The sequence below is a fragment of the Marinobacter sp. genome (assembly GCF_014859525.1).
Classification (GTDB): Bacteria; Pseudomonadota; Gammaproteobacteria; order Pseudomonadales; family Oleiphilaceae; genus Marinobacter.
The window spans coordinates 1-17,110 of the sequence record NZ_JACUUB010000059.1 but is presented as its reverse complement, the minus strand read 5'-3'; the positions used below and the strand labels follow the sequence as shown (position 1 = coordinate 17,110).

The window sequence follows — 17,110 nt, the reverse complement described above, 5'->3', positions numbered from 1 at the left end:
GGCTGCCACTGAAAGTCCTTCATCCTTACCCTTCCTTTATACACGTCCACCCCTTCCAGTCTCAGTTTCTCGGTTTGAAGCTGGCAGGTTTCTGTGCCTTCAGGAAACGCGATCTGGCCGTTGCTGCGGATAACCCGGTGCCAGGGGATGCTGTGGCCGGCGGGCAGTTTGCCCAGCGCCCGGCCAACAAAACGCGCCTGGCGGCCCAGGCCGGCCATGGCGGCAACCTGTCCGTAGCTGGCCACTTTCCCTTCCGGGATTGCGGCCACTACTTGCCAGATTTTCTGCTCTTTCGTCGGTTCTTTATCGAACTCGTCCATTCAGAGCCTCAAGCGTTTGCGCATTAGAGACGCAGGGCACCGTCCACTTCGATCATCCGGCCGGATACGTAGTCGTTCTCAAAAATAAAGGCGACTGCGGAAGCAATTTCGTCCGGCTTGCCCATGCGCTTGAGGGGAATGCCGGCAGTCATTTTCTCCAGGGCTTCGGGTTTCATGGAGGCCGTCATTTCAGTTTCGATGAAGCCGGGGGCGATACCCATGCAGCGAATGCCATAGCGCGCCAGCTCTTTGGCCCAGACCGGCACCAGCGCCGATACGCCAGCCTTGGCGGCGGAGTAGTTGCTCTGGCCCATGTTGCCGGCGCGGGAAATGGAGGCGATGTTAATGATCGCGCCCTGGTCGCCGTTTTCGATCATGCGGGTGGCGGCTTCGCGGCCGCACAGGAACACGCCAGTGAGGTTGACGTCGATCACCGACTGCCACTGGCTCAGCTCCATGCGCTTGTCGAGTTTGCCGTCTTTGAATTTCACCATCAGGCCGTCGCGCAGGATGCCGGCGTTGTTCACCAGGCCGTTCAGATGGCCAAAGTCGTTGATGATGGTCTGGAAGGTGGCTTCTACCTGTTCTTCTTTGGCGACGTTGCAAACGTAGGTTTTGGCCTCGCCCCCGGCTTGTTTGCAGGCATCGGCGGTTTCAGCCAGTTTGTCTTCCATCAGGTCGATGAGGGCTATTTTGGCACCTTTGGCTGCCAGGTATTCGGCCATGGCGCGGCCCAGGCCCTGGCCGCCGCCGGTGATTGCAATAACAGAATCTTGAAGTTTCATGGTTTGCCCTAATTAAGTTAACAAGTGGTTTTAGGTTCTCTGTGTGTCTGAGCATTGTTATAAGGAGTCATTTTGCCCGTTTTCCTTTTTCTTTTCATTATTATGCCCATCGCCGAGATGGTCGTGCTTATTAAAGTGGGCGGCATGATCGGGGTGTTGAACACCATCGGCTTGGTTTTGTTGACAGCGGTGATGGGTGCCTGGCTGCTGCGCCAGCAAGGTTTGGCTACGTTGTTGCGAGCGAATCAGCGGTTGAGCAGCGGAGAGTTACCGGCCAAGGAGGTGGCTGAGGGGCTGATTCTGGCGGTGGGTGGTGCCTTGTTGCTGACGCCAGGGTTCATTACGGATGCCATCGGTTTTGCCTGCTTGTTGCCCGGATCGCGTCATTGGCTGGCCGCTAAGGCGCTGAAACGGATGACGGTGGCAGGGCAGGGGCACAGCTTTACTTTCCGCGCAGGTGGCGGTGCCGGCCCATTCGGACAGGGGCCTTTCGGGGAGCATGGGCCGTTTGGTCCGCAGCGACCGTTTGATCGGGATGCCAACGGCGACATTATCGAAGGGGAGTATCAGGACCAGACCGAATCGGACCGCGACAGGCTCGAAAAAAAGTGAAATTTTTTCGCCACCGGGTGTTGAAAAGCCTTTGCTGAGCCCCATTTACATTGCACAGATTCGCCGCGGGCTGACAAGCACTGTTCAGCAGCTGTTTGGCAGTCCGGGCAATTTGTCGGGCCGGAATCTTCCGGTCAGACACTTTTAAACATGTAACTGTCATCGCCGCATTATTGATGTGGCTATTGGAGAAGCAGAGCAATGAAAATTCGTCCGTTACACGATCGAGTTGTCGTGCGCCGTAAGGAAGAAGAAGAGAAAACTGCAGGTGGCATCGTGCTGCCGGGTAACGCCAAAGAAAAGCCTTCCCAGGGTGAAGTAATCGCTGTGGGCAACGGCCGCATTCTGGACAATGGTGAGACCCGTGCTCTGGCAGTCAAAGTCGGTGACACCGTTGTTTTTGGCCAGTATTCCGGTAACACCGTCAAAGTTGACGGTGAAGAGCTGCTCATCATGAGCGAAAGCGACATTTACGGCGTGCTTGAGTGATCGCGAAAGCGACAGGCAATAACGCTCATTAATCCGATGGGTTTTATTTCGGTTTAACGAACAGGAATAGTAAACATGGCAGCAAAAGAAGTTAAGTTCGGTGATAACGCCCGTAAGCGTATGGTCGCGGGTGTAAATGTTCTGGCAGACGCCGTTAAGGTAACTCTCGGCCCGAAAGGCCGTAACGTGGTTCTGGAGAAGTCTTTTGGCGCGCCCAGCGTGACCAAAGACGGTGTGTCTGTGGCCAAAGAGATCGAGCTGAAAGACAAGTTCGAGAACATGGGCGCCCAGATGGTGAAAGAAGTGGCTTCCCAGGCTAACGAAAGCGCGGGTGACGGCACAACCACCGCAACCGTTCTGGCTCAGTCCATTGTTAACGAGGGTATCAAGGCGGTAACTGCCGGCATGAACCCGATGGATCTGAAGCGCGGTATCGACAAGGGTACTGCCGAAGCCGTTAAAGCCATCCGTGAAATGGCCACTCCTTGCGACGACAGCCGCAACATTGCGCAGGTGGGTACCATCTCTGCAAACGGTGATGAAACCATTGGTCAGCTGATCGCTGATGCCATGGAGCGCGTTGGAAAAGAAGGCGTGATCACCGTTGAAGAAGGCCGTGGCCTGGAAGACGAGCTGGACGTGGTTGAAGGTATGCAGTTCGACCGTGGTTACCTGAGCCCGTACTTCATCAATAACCAGGACAGCATGTCTGCGGAGCTGGATGACCCGTACATCCTGCTGGTGGACAAGAAAATCTCCAACATCCGCGAACTGCTGCCGGTACTGGAAGCGGTTGCCAAGGCTGGCAAGCCGCTGCAGATTATCGCAGAAGATATCGAAGGCGAAGCGCTGGCAACTCTGGTTGTGAACAACATGCGTGGCATCGTTAAAGTGAACGCGGTTAAAGCGCCTGGTTTTGGTGACCGTCGTAAGGAAATGCTGCAGGACATCGCCATTCTGACCGGTGGTACTGTCATTTCTGAAGAAGTAGGCCTGACTCTGGAGAACACCACTCTGGACGATCTGGGCACGGCCAAGCGCGTTAACGTGACCAAGGAAAACACCACTCTGATCGGCGGTGCCGGCGCACAGGGCGACATCGAAGCCCGTGTTGAGCAAATCCGCAAGCAGATCGAAGACAGCACCTCTGATTACGATAAAGAAAAGCTGCAAGAGCGCGTGGCCAAGCTGGCTGGCGGTGTTGCGGTTATCAAGATCGGTGCCGGCTCTGAAGTGGAAATGAAAGAGAAGAAGGCACGCGTTGAAGACGCGCTGCACTCTACTCGCGCTGCCGTTGAAGAAGGCATCGTAGCCGGTGGTGGTGTTACCCTGATCCGCGCCATAGCAGCGCTGGACAAGGTTGATGCCATCAATGAAGAGCAGAAAGCCGGTTTGAACATCCTGCGCCGCGCCATGGAAGCTCCGTTGCGTCAGATCGTATTCAACGCCGGTGGCGAATCCTCAGTCGTTGTGGCCAAGGTAAAAGAAGGCCAGGGCGCTTTCGGTTACAACGCTGCTACTGAAGAATACGGCGACATGCTGGAAATGGGTATCCTGGACCCTGCCAAGGTAACCCGTTCCGCGCTGCAGGCTGCGGCTTCCGTGGCGTCTCTGATCATCACCACTGAGGCGATGGTTGCAGATGAGCCAGAAGATGAGAAGGCCGGTGGCGGTATGCCAGATATGGGCGGCATGGGTGGAATGGGAGGCATGGGCGGCATGATGTGATGCTGGCCTGATCCCGGTCAGGTCTCAATGTTCGAGACTTGGCCTGGTCTACCTTGGAAAACCCCGCGTTGGTTCACACTGACGCGGGGTTTTTCGTTTTTTTTGTCATGAACTTGCCCATCGGCTTTGTTAGACTCGGTTACCGGTTTAACAACGTGTAAAACTCAATGACTGAATCCCGCCCCAAGCCCTTCCTCCGCCCTGGCAAAGTGCTGCTTTTGCTGGCGCTTGGTTTGATTGTTTATGGTGTTGTACTGGTGCTATGGGTGCCGGCAGGCTGGGTTTGGCATCAGGCGTCGCGCTATGTGCAGTTGCCACCACAAGTTGAGGTGCGACAGGTATCTGGCCGGCTTTGGGATGGCGCCGCGGGCGTGGTGGTGGCAGGGTTTCCGGCCCGGATGCACTGGCAGTTGGGCTGGCCTACGATCAGCGGATTGCAGTTACCGGTCGGTTTTTCTTTGGCTTCGTCACAATCCCGGGTAGAAGGGGCTGCCAGTATCGGGTGGCCGGGCCGGCTGGATGTGACGGCCCGTGGGCAGATTGCTGTTGCAGAATTTGAGGATCTGATTCGCCAGAGTGGCGGTGCCATGATTGACGGACTGGTGAACATTGATCGCCTACAACTGGTTTGGGATGGCAATCGCTTGCAGCGGGCGGACGGCCTGGGCCGGTGGGACGGCGGTCTGGTGACCTGGCCAATGGGCAGTCAGACCGGTCAGGCGACGTTCCCGCCGATGCAGGCAAACCTGAATACCACTGACGGAGGCGTTGCGTTGACGGTGATAGAGCAGGGTGCTGACGGCCCGGCAGCAGACGCCAGTGTTCTGTGGAATGGCATGATGGAAGTTCGCGTTTACAAACGCATGGTAGATCTGGCTCAACAACCGTGGCCAGACACGGCCCGCCCAGGCGACGTGGTGTTCCGTGTGCGCCAGCCCCTGCTGCCGGGCGGGCTTTGAGATGGCTGGGCTGGCATTGCGTCATCAGGAAAGGCTTTCCCGGGTGTTGGCTAATCTGCTGTTAGTCATGCTGGTGGTGTATCTTGGCGTTGTTCTGGCCAAGCTGACCTGGTTATACGCCTGGTCTGACCGGCCGGTACCTGATGCGCCGGCCCAGATGATGGGGCCGTCAGCGGGGCAAAGCAGAGTGCCGCAGATGTCGATTGCGGGTTATGACTTTTTTGGCCGGCCTGAGCGGCAGGCGGGCGTTGCCGAGGCTGTGCGCCGCACCGCCCCGGAAACCGGGCTCCGGTTGCGGCTTGAAGGCGTGCTGATAGGGCAGCGACCGGAAGACTCCGGTGCTATAGTGGCCGGCAGTAACGGCGAAACCGAATATTATCGGGTTGGTGAGAGTTTGCCGGGTAATGCTGAGTTGGCTGAGGTAGAGTCAGATCGGATTCTGATTCGTCGAGGTGGCCGATACGAGTCGCTCGCGTTTGAGGAGCAACTGGATTCTTCGGTAATGGTTGCGGAAGCAACGCCACAGCCGGCAGAATCACCGGACGACTTTTTGGCCGGAGCCCGGCAGCAATTGGATGCTCAGGGCGCGGCGGCCCTGGCGGCCTACGGTTTGCAGCCAGCCGATGACAGCGGTTTTTCGGGCTACGTCTACGATGGCTCTAACCCGATGCTGAACGCGGTCAACCTGCGCCAGGGCGATGTCATCACGGCTATTAATGGCCAACGCCTGGGTGATATACAACAAGACAAATCCTTGCTGGAGGACTGGCGCAACCAGGCTCAGCTGGATATCGAAATAGAGCGGGACGGCTCCATACTTACCGTCAGCTATGCAATACCCGAACAGTGGCGCTGATCGGGAACAATACAACAGGACGATATCGCCAGATGTACATTCACAAGACAAACTTGCTCCGGACTCTCTTGTTTCTCCTTCTATTGCCGATTTTATCGGTAGCGCACGCGCAGGATGAAACCTGGAGGCTGAACCTCAAAGATGCCGACATCCGGGCATTTGTGACCCAGGTAGCCGACATTACCGGGTACAGTTTTGTGGTAGACCCTCGGGTTAAGGGCAAGGTGACGGTGCTTTCCAGTGCGCCGATGAACAAGCATGAAATTTATGACCTGTTTCTGGCCGTATTGAACGTACATGGATTTACCGCGATTCCCGGCGAAGAGGTGATCAAAGTGATTCAGCAGGTAGACGCCAAGCAGTCTGCCGAAATTCTGGATCGCTTTGAGGTTATTCCCTCCGAGCAACTGATTACCCGGGTAATCCAGATCGACAACGCCAACGCCCTTGAACTGGTGCCGATTCTTCGTCCACTGGTGGCCAAGTATGGGCACCTGGCGGGTGTGGCTGCCGCGAATGCCCTGATTATCAGTGACCATTCCTCCAACATTCAGCGCATTGAGCAGATCGTGCGTGAGCTGGACAGCCCGTCTAAATACGAAGTGGAAGTGATTCAGCTGAAGGAAGCCTGGGTCGGCGACATGGTGAAATTGCTGCAGGAGTTGGCGCCAGACGAGCTGCGTCGTTCCGGCGGCGATGCCTCCGCCCGTAAATATAGTTTGACCGCCGATGAACGCAGCAACCGTCTAATCCTGCGCGGTGATGAAACCTTCCGCGACAAAATGCGTGGTCTGATCCGCCAATTGGACCAGCCGTCGGCAACGGGCGGCACCACCAAGGTGATACGCCTGAAACACGCCGACGCCAAAAGCCTGACGGAGATTCTGAAAGGTGTGATGGGCGAGGTGGCTCGGGAGGCGAGTGGCGGCGGGTCATCTGCTGGTGGTGGTGCCGGGAGTCGTTCTGCAAACTTTTCGGTGTTCGCGGATGAGGGGCTTAACGCTCTGGTTGTGAGAGGCGAGCCCTCCCTGATGCAAGAAGCGGAACAGATTGTCGCAGCGCTGGATATTCGACGCGCTCAGGTGATGATTGAAGCGGCGATTGTCGAGATCAGCGATGAGCTGGGTGATCAGCTGGGTGTGCAATTGGCCGCTGGCGATGAGTCGGCCAGTTCATTCCCGGTGATGGGCACTAATCTGACCAGTGGCGAGGGTATGCTGGGTCTGAATTCAGTGATCGGTGCCTTGGTGGGCGACACCTTGCCCCAGCTTGGTGGCGGTATCACCTTGGGTGCGGGCCAGCGCGATCGGAATGGCTTGACCTGGGGAGTGTTGATTCAGGCACTGTCGTCTTCCTCTGCGGCCAACCTGTTATCGACGCCCAGTATCATTACGTTGGATAATCAGGAATCTGAGATCATCGTGGGTCAGAACGTGCCTTTCCGGACCGGTCAGTCCGCGACGACCGGTGATGGCTTGTCAAACCCGTTCACCACCATCGAGCGCCGTGATGTAGGCCTGTCTCTGAAAGTGACGCCAACTATCAGTGCCGATGGTTTGGTGAGATTGGTGGTTGAGCAGACCACCGAAGACATCTCCACCACCACTGTGGCTGGTGCGTCAGACCTGATCACCAACAAGCGTGAGATCAAGACTACCGTACTGGCGGATGACGGCGAAACCGTGGTTCTGGGTGGCCTGATCAAAGATGATTTTCAGGTTAACAAGAGCAAGGTTCCCCTTCTGGGCGATATTCCCGTGTTGGGTCGGCTGTTCTCCTCCGAGTCGGAGACTCGGGTAAAGCGTAACCTGCTGGTTTTCTTGCGCCCGACCATCATGCTTGGCAGAGACGACAGCGTTGCGGCGACGACAGAAAAGTTCAATCAGCTATGGGATGTGAATCTGGAGGTGCGCCAAAAGCTTGGCTTGCCCGCACCAGAGGATCAGCCAACCGTTGAGATGTTGTTCCAGGGGCGCAGGGAGTAATAGGGTCTAAAGGGTCAGTCCCCATGCGGGGACAGACCCTGTAAACTGACTCTAGAGCGGTGGCATCGGGCAGTCCAGCTGGTCGGCCACCAGTCGCATGAGTTCATACTCCCGGACATCCACCCGGCCATCGTGGGTAACGCAGTAACCACAGGCGTCGATCACGGCGGGCTTCAAAAGTGGCGACAGCCGGTTCAGTACCTCCAGGGTTTCTCGTAATTCCCGCATAGAAATCTTCTCTGCCCGACTCTCTTCGCTGCCGGCACCAAACCCTGCCATGGCGTCCATATACAGCTTGTCGGCGTCATCAGTTGATTCAGTGCCTGCTCGGGCAAACAGGCTTAGCAAACGTTGAATGGCGGGTAACACCTGGCGATAGTTCCGGTACTTGACCGGTATAACCCGCTCCGCACCGTCGCTCAGGTGGCGGTCAAGAAAGGTGGTCAACGCCAGTTCAAAGAGGCTGACCCGATTATCCGCTGCGACTAACTTCTGGATGTTTTCCAGTAAAGTGTCCCGTTCCTCCGGGTCCAGTTTACGCAGCGCCGGCATAGCCAGTTCCAGAATCGGGAATCTTGCGGCCTCACCCAGTGTTGACAGTGCTGGTAACATCTTGTCGAGTAGGTCTTGTTGGCCGCCCAGCAAAGAATGCTGGGGAATCAACCGGAGTCTGTCTTTCTGGTCATTCTGGGCGAGATCGTAGATCAGCAGGCCATAGCAAAGCTGAATGGCGCCAGCGCGAGTGTAGAGCAGGTTGCGGAAGGTTGCGGGTAGCTGATTCAGCAGATGGGCGGCAAACGCTTCGCTTTGGGGGTTGATCGTGCCTACTCGGGTTGAAAGTTTTGCTGGTGGTTGCGGAGTATCTCCAGTCAATGACGAGCGTATGGGAGAGGAGCTGCCTCTTGTTCTGCCTCTGGCCGGTTCCACAAGGTGATTGACCAGGTCGCCCGGGCCTGCACGCCCGGCTGCTTGTGCTTGGTTGTCCTGGCGAAGATTCTGGCCGGGTTCTGTGTCTCTAAGCCGACTGCGCAGGCGCGCGAGCATGCCCGGTTGGATGGCGTTGATGCGTTCATTGACGGGGGGGTGTGAGGCCAGCAGAGAACTAAACTTCATTCGGGCTGACTCGCCAAAACACATGTGGTTCATGTCGCTGGCGTGACTGGTGGTGTCAAGGTAACCGCCTTTCATGCCGATCTTGAACAATGCCCCGCCAATACCTTCCGGGTTCCGGGTGAACTGCACCGATGAGGCATCAGCCAGCATTTCGCGCTGCCTGGACACCGCTGCCTGAATAAGCCGCCCAAAGAACACGCCGACATAGCCGATGATCAGTAAGGCAAGTCCAATAAGGCCGATGGCGGCCTGGGCACGTCCGTCACGATTACGGCTGCGTGCACCGCTGTAAAAGCCCGCTCTGATCATAAAAAGCCCAATCTGGCCAAGCATCAGAATGCCGGCCAGCAGAGCGATCAACCGAACGTTGATTCGCATGTCCCCGTTCAATATGTGGCTGAACTCATGGGCTACAACGCCTTGCAGCTCATCCCGGGTCAGGTGTGTAAGGGCACCGTGGGTAACTACCATAACGGCCTCACCGGGAGTGTAGCCGGCGACAAAGGCGTTAATGCTTGTTTCGCTGTCCATCACGTACAGGTCTGGCACGGATACGCCGCTGGCGATGGCCATTTCTTCAACAATGTTGCGTAATTTGCGCTCTTCGGTGTCGTTGGTGTCTGGCTCGATCAGTCGCGCTCCGACCATTTTTGCAACGCGACTGCCGCCACCGGCCAGGTCCGCCCAGCGCACCAGTGAGCCAATACCGACGAGCAGCACCACTGCGATGGCGGTAGTGAGCCCGTGGCTGGATATCAGCCATTGGTGGAAGGGTAGAGCGGAACTCTGACTGCGGGTAACGAGGTAGCCGACCAGGCAAACGGCCAGGGTGATCAGGATAACGGCGGTCAGGAAAAGAAAGACCAACAGGCCGGTATTGCGCCGGGCATGGGCCTGGCGCTCAAAGAAACCGGGATTTGCCATGGTTCAGGCCTCAGAAGCTGACTTTTGGTGCCTGGCGAGCTTCCGGAGTCTCCAGTTGCAGCTGGGCAGTTTCCTTGAAGGCAAACATACCGGCTACCAGGTTGTTGGGAAATTTTTCGCGGAAGATGTTGTAGCTCATCACGCCATCGTTATACGCCTGACGGGCAAACGCGACGCGATTTTCTGTGCTGGAAAGCTCTTCCATCAGTTGCTGGATGGTTTCATTGGCTTTCAGCTCCGGGTAGTTCTCGGAGACCGCATAGAAGTTAGCCAGGGCCTTGGTGAGCAGATTCTCGGCACTACCAAGTCGCTGGATTTTGGTGCCATCGCCTGGGTCTTTGGCAGCATCTTTCTGTGCGCTGACCGCGTTGTTGCGGGCTTGCATCACCTGAGTGAGCGTAGATTTCTCATGATCCAGGTAGCCTTTGGCGGCCTCGACCAGATTAGGGATCAAATCGTGGCGGCGCTGCAGTTGAACGTCAATCTGCGCGAAGCCGTTTTTGAACTGATTGCGCAGCGATACCAGGTTGTTATAAATAACCACCAGATAAATAATGACAACGGCAACTACAATAAGGCCGATGACAGTTGTTCCCATGACAATTCCTCAAAGCTGAAGGTTCAGGCGTCATTTTCCACGATTCGGGCGTGGAAAGTCTGCACAAAGATCTCAAATTCTCGTGGCGGCAGTGGTTTGCTGAAAAAATACCCCTGCGCGAGTTTACAGCCCCGCTGGCTGAGATAGTATTCCTGTTCCGCCGTTTCTACGCCTTCGGCCACTACCGTCAGGTTCAGGCTCTTGCCAAGATCGATGATGGTGTTGGCAATTCGGGTGTCTTCCTCGTTAACCAGCAGATCACGGATAAACTGCTTGTCGATCTTGAGGTGCTGCACCGGCATTTTTTTGAGGTAGGTTAGCGACGAATACCCGGTGCCAAAATCGTCCACAGCAATACTGATGCCGGCTCTGTGCAGTCGATGCAGTTTGGCGACGGCGTCGGTAAGGTTAGTCATGAAGCTGGTTTCCGTGACTTCCAGTTCCAGGCGCCCGGCGGGTATGTTGTGGCGCTGCAGCGTGTTCAGGATGTCGTCAACAATCGACTCTTGGCGAAGCTGAACGGCAGACAAATTGACCGCAATCCGCAAAGGTGAGCCTTCACTCGACCAGCGCGCCGCTTGCCAGCAGGCCTGATCTAATACCCACTGACCAATCTCGACGATGGCTCCGTTCGACTCCGCCACCGGAATGAAGTCGTCTGGCGGGATCAGGCCTCGCTCGGGATGCTTCCAGCGGAGCAGTGCCTCGGCACCGATTACGCGTTTGGTCTCAAGATTGATCTGGGGTTGATAAACCAGATATAGCTCGTGATTAATCAAAGCATTGCTCAGGTCTTTTTCCAGTTGTTTCCGTTCACGGATTTCCTGGTCGATGCTGGCCACATAAAACTGGAAGTGGTTGTGCCCATTCTGTTTGGCCAGAGTCATGGTTTGTTCGGCGCTTTGCAGCAAGCGGTCAGCCTGATCGGCATCTGAGGGGTAGAGCGCAATGCCCAGTGTGGCGGTCATTGAAATACGATGGTTGCCCGCGTTAATCGGCGAGGCAAAGCTGGCAAGCAGTTTCTCGGCCGTGTCTGCCGCCTGAAAGCCATCACGAAGCAACTTCTCCACAACCACAAACTGATCACTGCCAAGGCGCGCAATGTTGAAACGATCGCTGGGGAGGTTGGCGGTTAGCCGGCTGGCAACCGTCTGCAGAGTGGTGTCGCCGGCACGGAAGCCGCACTGTTCGTTTACAGATTTGAAGTCATCAATGCCGCAAACTATAAGGGCCAGAGAGGCATGGTTGTCACGGGCAGCTGTAATGTCAGACTGCAGCTCTTCCATGAAAGCATCCCGGCTGGACAGGCCGGTCAGGGTATCGTAGCGGGCCAGCCGGCTGACCCTGTCTTCGGCTTCCCGATGTTTTTTCTGGCTGTCGCCGATAGAGACCAGCAGGTTGTTGGTGGCATTTACCCACAGCCCGAGTTCATCTGCGCGGTGGCCTTCTGGAATAGCGATCAGGTGATCATCGGGGTGATCTGGGTCCACCTTACGAACGGATTGAACGATGCGCAGCAGCGGGCGCGTTAACAGCAGATAGAACACAACAAACAGAACCAGTCCCAGAATGAGCGCCAGGGCAACGCCAGACGCAAAAGTGATCAAGGCACGGTTGAGCCAGTTCTCGGCAAACGGGGCGGTGTCGTAGTGCACCTCCAGGTAACCGTAGATGGCGTCTGGGCTGATGCCCCGGTGAAGGCTTTCGCGGTATTCCCGGATGCTACCAAAGATCGGGTCTGTGATTGGGCGAAACGCCCGGTCCTGGAGCGGCCTTAACCTGCCCCCGAGCTGATCACCATCTGGATGGGAAATGCGAGCCAGGTGGATGGGTTCTAAGGCAAACAGGCCATCAACGACTTGTTGGGCCAGAATATCGTCAATGCTGAACACTGCTTGAGTGGCTGAATCACGAACCATGGCCATGGTTTGGGCCGCCTGGTGTTCCAAATCTTTGGATACCCGGTTGGCATCAAGGACTACCTGGATGGCGCTGACCAGTACGCCGGTCAGCAGGGCGACAAGGAGAATCCAGCGCAGTATCTGGTAACCAAGGTGATTTTCAACTTTGAACGCTTTTTGCATGCCGATGTCTGGTGGCTCATCTGTCCGAGTTGTTTTTTAGGGTCGGCGTAGAGCCTACCTCGTGTATGACAGTATGGTTCAGTTTGCTCGCAACTGCAGGGAGTATGGCTGATTTTTTCAGAGATTTAAGGCGTGGCGTGTTTCTATTTGTAGCTATTTAGTCGCTTTCAGAAACGCAAACGCCCGCCGGAATTCCCAGGCGGGCGTTTGTTCGGGTGGAGACCGATGGCCCCACCCGGTATGGCTGTGATCAGGCCAGGTTTTCGTTCACGAAATCCCAGTTGACCAGGTTCCAGAAAGCTTCCAGGTAGTTTGGACGGCTGTTCCGGTAGTCGATGTAGTAGGCGTGTTCCCAAACGTCGACGGTCAGCACGGGCTTGTCGGCGCCGGTCAGCGGAGTTTCTGCATTGCTGGTATTGACGATGGCAACGCTGCCGTCAGCTTTCTTGACCAGCCAGGTCCAGGCTGAGCCGAAGTTGTTGGCGGCTTTGTCGTTGAATTCTTTTTTGAATTCTTCGAACGAGCCGAACGCTTTCTCGATGGCTTCTTTGGCTGCGCCAGTTGGCTCGCCACCACCATTCGGGCTCAGGCAGTTCCAGTAGAACGTGTGGTTCCACACCTGGGCCGCGTTGTTGAACAGCGGGCCGCTGGCACTCTTGATGATGTCTTCCAGCGATTTGTTGGCATTGTCAGTGCCATCAATCAAGCCGTTCAACTTGGTTACGTAGGTCTGGTGGTGCTTGCCGTAATGGTATTCCAGGGTTTCCTGGGAAATGTGCGGCTCCAGTGCGTTCTTTTCATAAGGCAGTGCGGGAAGTTCAAATGCCATGAGGTCGTTCTCCCTGTCTCTCGGTTTATATGAATGTACGTCACAGCAATATAGGGGCGATTTGAGCTAAATCAACCCCTTGTTGTGAGCGTGCTTTTAAACTCGGGGCTGCCGGGCAGAAACTGCACGCAGTTTCTGACTCGCCAAACCAGCTCTTCGTAGCTGTCTGCCAGGATGTTCACGTGTCCCAGTTTGCGCCCCGGGCGTTCTCCCTTGTTATAAAGGTGAACGTGGGTGTAAGGCAGCTCCAGAATACGTTCAATGTCGCCATGTTCGCCAATGATGTTGATCATGCAACTGAGCCCCCGCGCTTGAACATTGCCCAGCGCGTGGCCGCTGACGGCGCGAATGTGGTTTTCAAATTGGCTGGTCATGGCACCCTCGATGGTCCAGTGGCCAGAGTTGTGCACTCTGGGTGCCATTTCGTTGGCGACCAGACCTTCGGTGGTTTCAAACAGCTCTAATGTTAATACGCCTACGTAGTCTAATTCGTTCAGTAGCGATTTGATGTATTTTTCGGCGTCTTGCTGAACGTGGGGTTCCAGGCCGGGTGCTGGCGCGATGGAATAGCGCAGGATGCCTTCGTGGTGGGTATTTTCGGCGATCGGATAGAAGGCAACCTCGCCGTCTTCGGCGCGTACGGCAATGATGGAGACTTCGCGGCGGAAGTTCACAAATTTTTCGACGATGACCCTGGGGTGCCCGATGCTGGCCCAGGCGGTGTCTGCATCTTCCGGTGTTTTCAGAACGGCCTGGCCTTTGCCATCGTAGCCTTCAGTGATGGACTTTGCGACGACCGGGCAGCCCAGTGCTTCGGCGGCGGCTTTCAGGGAATCGGCGCTGTCAGCCACTTGCCACTCGGGGGTGGGGATGCCTAGCTGTCTGAATAGGGTTTTTTCGGCTTCCCGGTTCTGGCAGACCTGCAGTGCCCGGGGGCTGGGGTGTACGGTGGTGCGTTTGGCCAGTTTTTCTGCGACGTCTACGGGCAGGTGTTCGAATTCGTAGGTGACGCGGTCTACCCGAGACAGGAAGTCGTCAAGATATTGGCCGTCTCGGTCGATGATGACTTCACCGAGGCCGGCGCTGGGGCTGCCGGACATGTCGTAGAAGACGAAGTCTTTTGCCAGCGGGTATCCGGCGAGGGCGAGCATACGGCCGAGTTGGCCGGCGCCCAATACACCAATTCTCATTCTGAATCTCCTACGGCTGTTTCGGCTCTTGCATCGGTGGTGTGAGCAGGTCGGGCAGGGCTTTCCAAAACACGCTCCTACGGCACATCCATGTGACGCTTGGGCTCCGCCATCCATGGCTCCGCACAGTTTTGGAAAGCCCTGCCCGACCTGCTCATTCTGCCTTGAGCGTTGGCTTCACTGATCCTTTGGATCAGGATTGTCCAGAATCGTTTGTGTCTGCGTTGCCCTGAACTCATCAACGGCTTTGCGGACGTTGTCGTGAGACGTACCAATAATCTGCGCTGCCAGCAGGCCTGCATTGGTGGCCCCGGCTTTGCCGATGGCCAGGGTGCCGACGGCGATGCCACCCGGCATCTGGACGATAGACAGCAGCGAGTCCAGGCCGTTTAGTGCTTTGGACTGAACGGGAACCCCCAGCACCGGCAGGGAGGTTTGCGAGGCAACCATCCCGGGCAGGTGTGCGGCACCGCCGGCACCTGCGATGATGACTTTCAGGCCGCGATCTGAGGCGGTTTTGGCGTAGTCAAAGAGTAGGTCAGGTGTGCGGTGGGCGGAGACTACCCGGGTTTCGTAGGGTACGCCGAGTTTGTCGAGCATGTCGGCGGCGTGTTCCATGGTGGGCCAGTCAGATTTCGAGCCCATGATCAGTCCTACAAGCGGCTGCATATGCAACTGTCCTGAGATAATTGGAAAGCCGGCCATTGTATGTTTTGCCCACTGGCCATGCAACACAGACGACGGCCTACTCTGGCCAATCTTTATAAGGGTTCATTTCAACCCGCGCTCAAGTGCGGGTATTATCCGGATGAACGTTTTGACCATCCCTATTCAGGAGTTGTAATGGAACCCATCCGCCCGGACGACGATGAGCTGAGAGCAGAACCACCCATCGGGGGTGCCGAGCGCAAGAAGCCCGAAGGTCAGAAGAAGGCGTCATCAGTTAAGCAGGACAAACCAGTCAAGCCGCCGAAGCCGCCCAAAGCACCGAGGTCTGCCGGCAGCGGTGGTAGTGGAGGGAGCTCGGCTTTGGTTTGGGTGTTGTTTCTGGTGGTGGCTGCCGGCGCGGGTGCGGGCTGGTACGCTCAGGAAAGCCGGATTCAGGCTCTGGAAGGGCAGTTGGAGGAGGCTGATTACTGGGCGCGGCAGAGTAAGCTGGCGTTGGCTCGGTTTGAGGGGGAGCTGTCAGAAACCGGAGAGTCGCTGCAGGAGCGGGGCGCTTCTCTGGAGGAGAAAATTGCGGGTAACAACCAGCGGCTGGATGCGGCCGATAGCGAGATACGTAAGCTGTGGGTGATTGCTAATGAGCGCAACAAAAAGCGTCTTGACGAGCACCAGCAGCGGCTTTCGGGGCTGGATGGTCAGTTTGTTGAGGCCGATAAGTCGATGGCTGACCTGAAAACGACGTTGGAGCAGGCTCGCGCATCACTGTCTGGGGATTTGGCTCAGTTGACTCAGCGGCTTGATGATTCTGTTGCTGTTTTGGAGCAGGCCGATCAGGAGGCGGCGGGCCAGCTGACCCGGCTTGGTCAGCAGATTGGCGATGTTGATCAAGTAATCGAGAGCCGGATTCGTCGATTTGAGCAAGAGCAGCAGCTGACGATCGGCGGTCTGGAGAGTCAGATTTCTGCTCTGCAGCGGGATATGGGTTCGATGGCGGGTGGTGGCGACTTGCAGACTTTGCGAGAGCAGATTTCTGAGATGAAGCGGACGGTGGATGCGGTCGATTCGTCCCGGTCGCAACTGACATCCCGGCTGGTCCGGCTGTCAGAGGAAGTGAATCAGCTGCGTTCGGAGGTGTCCGCCCGTTAGGGTGTGATGGCGTTGTCTGGCTGCACCATCAGTTTTACCTGACTTGAGGTAAAGCCGGGTGAGCGCCATATCGCCATGCGTTGGCCCCCCAATCAGGCAGCGACCTCGATTGTTGAGGCTAATGAAGATAAAGACTATGAGAAGCGCAAGGCCGAATTGAAGGAGGCGCGGGCACTGGAGCTTGAAGCCCTCGAGCGGGATTACGCGCGATTAAAGCTCGAACGGAAGCAACGTGATAAGGCCGACTCTGGCGGTGGTTGGTGGATTTTCTGAGCCAGCCTTGACTACACTGAAGTTGACCGGCTTCAGTGAGATAAAAACAATGTCGCTAAAAGATAATGTTGTGTTTCGGATCGAGAAAATAGCGGGCAAGTTAACGCCCTACCTTGAGGAGTCCTGGCGAGATGTCAGATCAAAGCTGGATGATCTGAATCGATCATTGGCGGATCAGGCGGTGCCGGGGGAGCGACGTGCTCAGGTGAGTGAGTTGGCGTTGCGGAGTAAAGGCGAGCAGGCTGGGCACAAGCGTGGTGTGATCAGGCCCTTTCCTGGCAGCAATAAATCTGGCTCAAGCTCCTGATTTTGAGTAATAAATGCTCAGATTTAAGGGTGTCAGAAAAATATCATCAAATTTCCGGAAAACATTTGACTCTGTGAGCGAAATGCTTAAAATGCGCGTCTCACTTGGTTGATGCAGCAGTGCTGAATCAGCAAGCGCCAGAAGCGCAACGAGTGACTGCTTTGAGCTTGAAGAACAGTAAAGCGCAAAGTGGGTGGTTAGCTCAGCTGGGAGAGCATCGCCCTTACAAGGCGAGGGTCGGGGGTT

At 56.3% G+C, this 17,110-nt stretch carries 18 protein-coding genes; 9 read left to right on the top strand and 9 right to left on the bottom strand.

What is annotated here, in order from left to right; genetic code table 11:
- A partial coding sequence (locus IBX51_RS11515) for an MGMT family protein (protein WP_291831392.1) occupies positions 1–320 on the bottom strand: 320 nt, incomplete at its 3' end.
- 23 nt (positions 321–343) lie between these two features.
- Positions 344–1,105, bottom strand: coding sequence for an SDR family oxidoreductase (locus IBX51_RS11510; RefSeq protein ID WP_291831391.1), 762 nt, complete (start codon positions 1,103–1,105; stop codon positions 344–346).
- A gap of 72 nt (positions 1,106–1,177) precedes the next feature.
- Here IBX51_RS11510 and IBX51_RS11505 point away from each other — a divergent pair, with 72 nt between their 5' ends.
- The 6 genes from IBX51_RS11505 to gspD all read left to right on the top strand — a co-directional run bounded on the left by IBX51_RS11505 (position 1,178) and on the right by gspD (position 7,734).
- A complete protein-coding gene (locus IBX51_RS11505; RefSeq protein WP_291831390.1) occupies positions 1,178–1,717 on the top strand; it encodes an FxsA family protein in 540 nt (179 codons plus the stop codon).
- A 201-nt stretch (positions 1,718–1,918) separates the two neighbouring features.
- The gene (gene groES, locus IBX51_RS11500) at positions 1,919–2,206 is read left to right on the top strand and encodes a co-chaperone GroES (protein WP_291831388.1); all 288 of its coding nucleotides are present in this window, start codon (positions 1,919–1,921) and stop codon (positions 2,204–2,206) included.
- Between the two features lie 75 nt (positions 2,207–2,281).
- Positions 2,282–3,934, top strand: a complete 1,653-nt coding sequence (gene groL / locus IBX51_RS11495; RefSeq protein ID WP_291831387.1) for a chaperonin GroEL — start codon at positions 2,282–2,284, stop codon at positions 3,932–3,934.
- Positions 3,935–4,101: 167 nt separating this feature from the next.
- Entirely contained in the window at positions 4,102–4,893 is a 792-nt protein-coding gene (gene gspN, locus IBX51_RS11490; RefSeq protein WP_291831386.1) for a type II secretion system protein N, read from the top strand.
- A gap of 1 nt (position 4,894) precedes the next feature.
- The gene (locus IBX51_RS11485) at positions 4,895–5,749 is read left to right on the top strand and encodes a type II secretion system protein N (RefSeq protein WP_291831385.1); all 855 of its coding nucleotides are present in this window, start codon (positions 4,895–4,897) and stop codon (positions 5,747–5,749) included.
- Positions 5,750–5,781: 32 nt separating this feature from the next.
- Positions 5,782–7,734 (top strand): type II secretion system secretin GspD, encoded by a 1,953-nt coding sequence (gspD, locus tag IBX51_RS11480; protein ID WP_291831384.1) that lies wholly within the window; start codon positions 5,782–5,784, stop codon positions 7,732–7,734.
- A 51-nt stretch (positions 7,735–7,785) separates the two neighbouring features.
- Here gspD and IBX51_RS11475 read toward each other — a convergent pair whose 3' ends face one another.
- The 6 genes from IBX51_RS11475 to purE form a co-directional block, all read right to left on the bottom strand.
- On the bottom strand, positions 7,786–9,771 hold the full coding sequence (locus tag IBX51_RS11475) for a M48 family metallopeptidase (protein ID WP_291831383.1): 1,986 nt from the start codon (positions 9,769–9,771) through the stop codon (positions 7,786–7,788).
- Between the two features lie 10 nt (positions 9,772–9,781).
- Positions 9,782–10,369 (bottom strand): LemA family protein, encoded by a 588-nt coding sequence (locus IBX51_RS11470; RefSeq protein ID WP_291831382.1) that lies wholly within the window; start codon positions 10,367–10,369, stop codon positions 9,782–9,784.
- 23 nt (positions 10,370–10,392) lie between these two features.
- The gene (locus IBX51_RS11465; protein ID WP_291831380.1) at positions 10,393–12,453 is read right to left on the bottom strand and encodes a bifunctional diguanylate cyclase/phosphodiesterase; all 2,061 of its coding nucleotides are present in this window, start codon (positions 12,451–12,453) and stop codon (positions 10,393–10,395) included.
- 250 nt (positions 12,454–12,703) lie between these two features.
- Positions 12,704–13,282 carry a superoxide dismutase [Fe] gene (gene sodB / locus IBX51_RS11460; RefSeq protein WP_291831379.1) on the bottom strand — a complete coding sequence of 193 codons (579 nt, stop codon included), beginning with the start codon at positions 13,280–13,282 and terminating at the stop codon, positions 12,704–12,706.
- 71 nt (positions 13,283–13,353) lie between these two features.
- The gene (locus IBX51_RS11455) at positions 13,354–14,472 is read right to left on the bottom strand and encodes a 5-(carboxyamino)imidazole ribonucleotide synthase (RefSeq protein WP_291831378.1); all 1,119 of its coding nucleotides are present in this window, start codon (positions 14,470–14,472) and stop codon (positions 13,354–13,356) included.
- A gap of 177 nt (positions 14,473–14,649) precedes the next feature.
- Positions 14,650–15,141 (bottom strand): 5-(carboxyamino)imidazole ribonucleotide mutase, encoded by a 492-nt coding sequence (gene purE / locus IBX51_RS11450; protein WP_291831377.1) that lies wholly within the window; start codon positions 15,139–15,141, stop codon positions 14,650–14,652.
- Positions 15,142–15,315: 174 nt separating this feature from the next.
- Between purE and IBX51_RS11445 the strand changes: the two genes are divergently transcribed.
- The 3 genes from IBX51_RS11445 (at position 15,316) to IBX51_RS11435 (ending at position 16,864) form a co-directional block, all read left to right on the top strand.
- Positions 15,316–16,284, top strand: coding sequence for a hypothetical protein (locus IBX51_RS11445; RefSeq protein WP_291831376.1), 969 nt, complete (start codon positions 15,316–15,318; stop codon positions 16,282–16,284).
- A 75-nt stretch (positions 16,285–16,359) separates the two neighbouring features.
- Positions 16,360–16,557 (top strand): hypothetical protein, encoded by a 198-nt coding sequence (locus IBX51_RS11440; protein WP_291831375.1) that lies wholly within the window; start codon positions 16,360–16,362, stop codon positions 16,555–16,557.
- Between the two features lie 49 nt (positions 16,558–16,606).
- The gene (locus tag IBX51_RS11435) at positions 16,607–16,864 is read left to right on the top strand and encodes a hypothetical protein (protein WP_291831374.1); all 258 of its coding nucleotides are present in this window, start codon (positions 16,607–16,609) and stop codon (positions 16,862–16,864) included.
- Here the strand turns inward: IBX51_RS11435 and IBX51_RS11430 are convergent.
- On the bottom strand, positions 16,853–17,110 hold a 258-nt coding region (locus IBX51_RS11430), incomplete at its 5' end, for a hypothetical protein (RefSeq protein ID WP_291831373.1). The genes IBX51_RS11435 and IBX51_RS11430 overlap by 12 nt on opposite strands.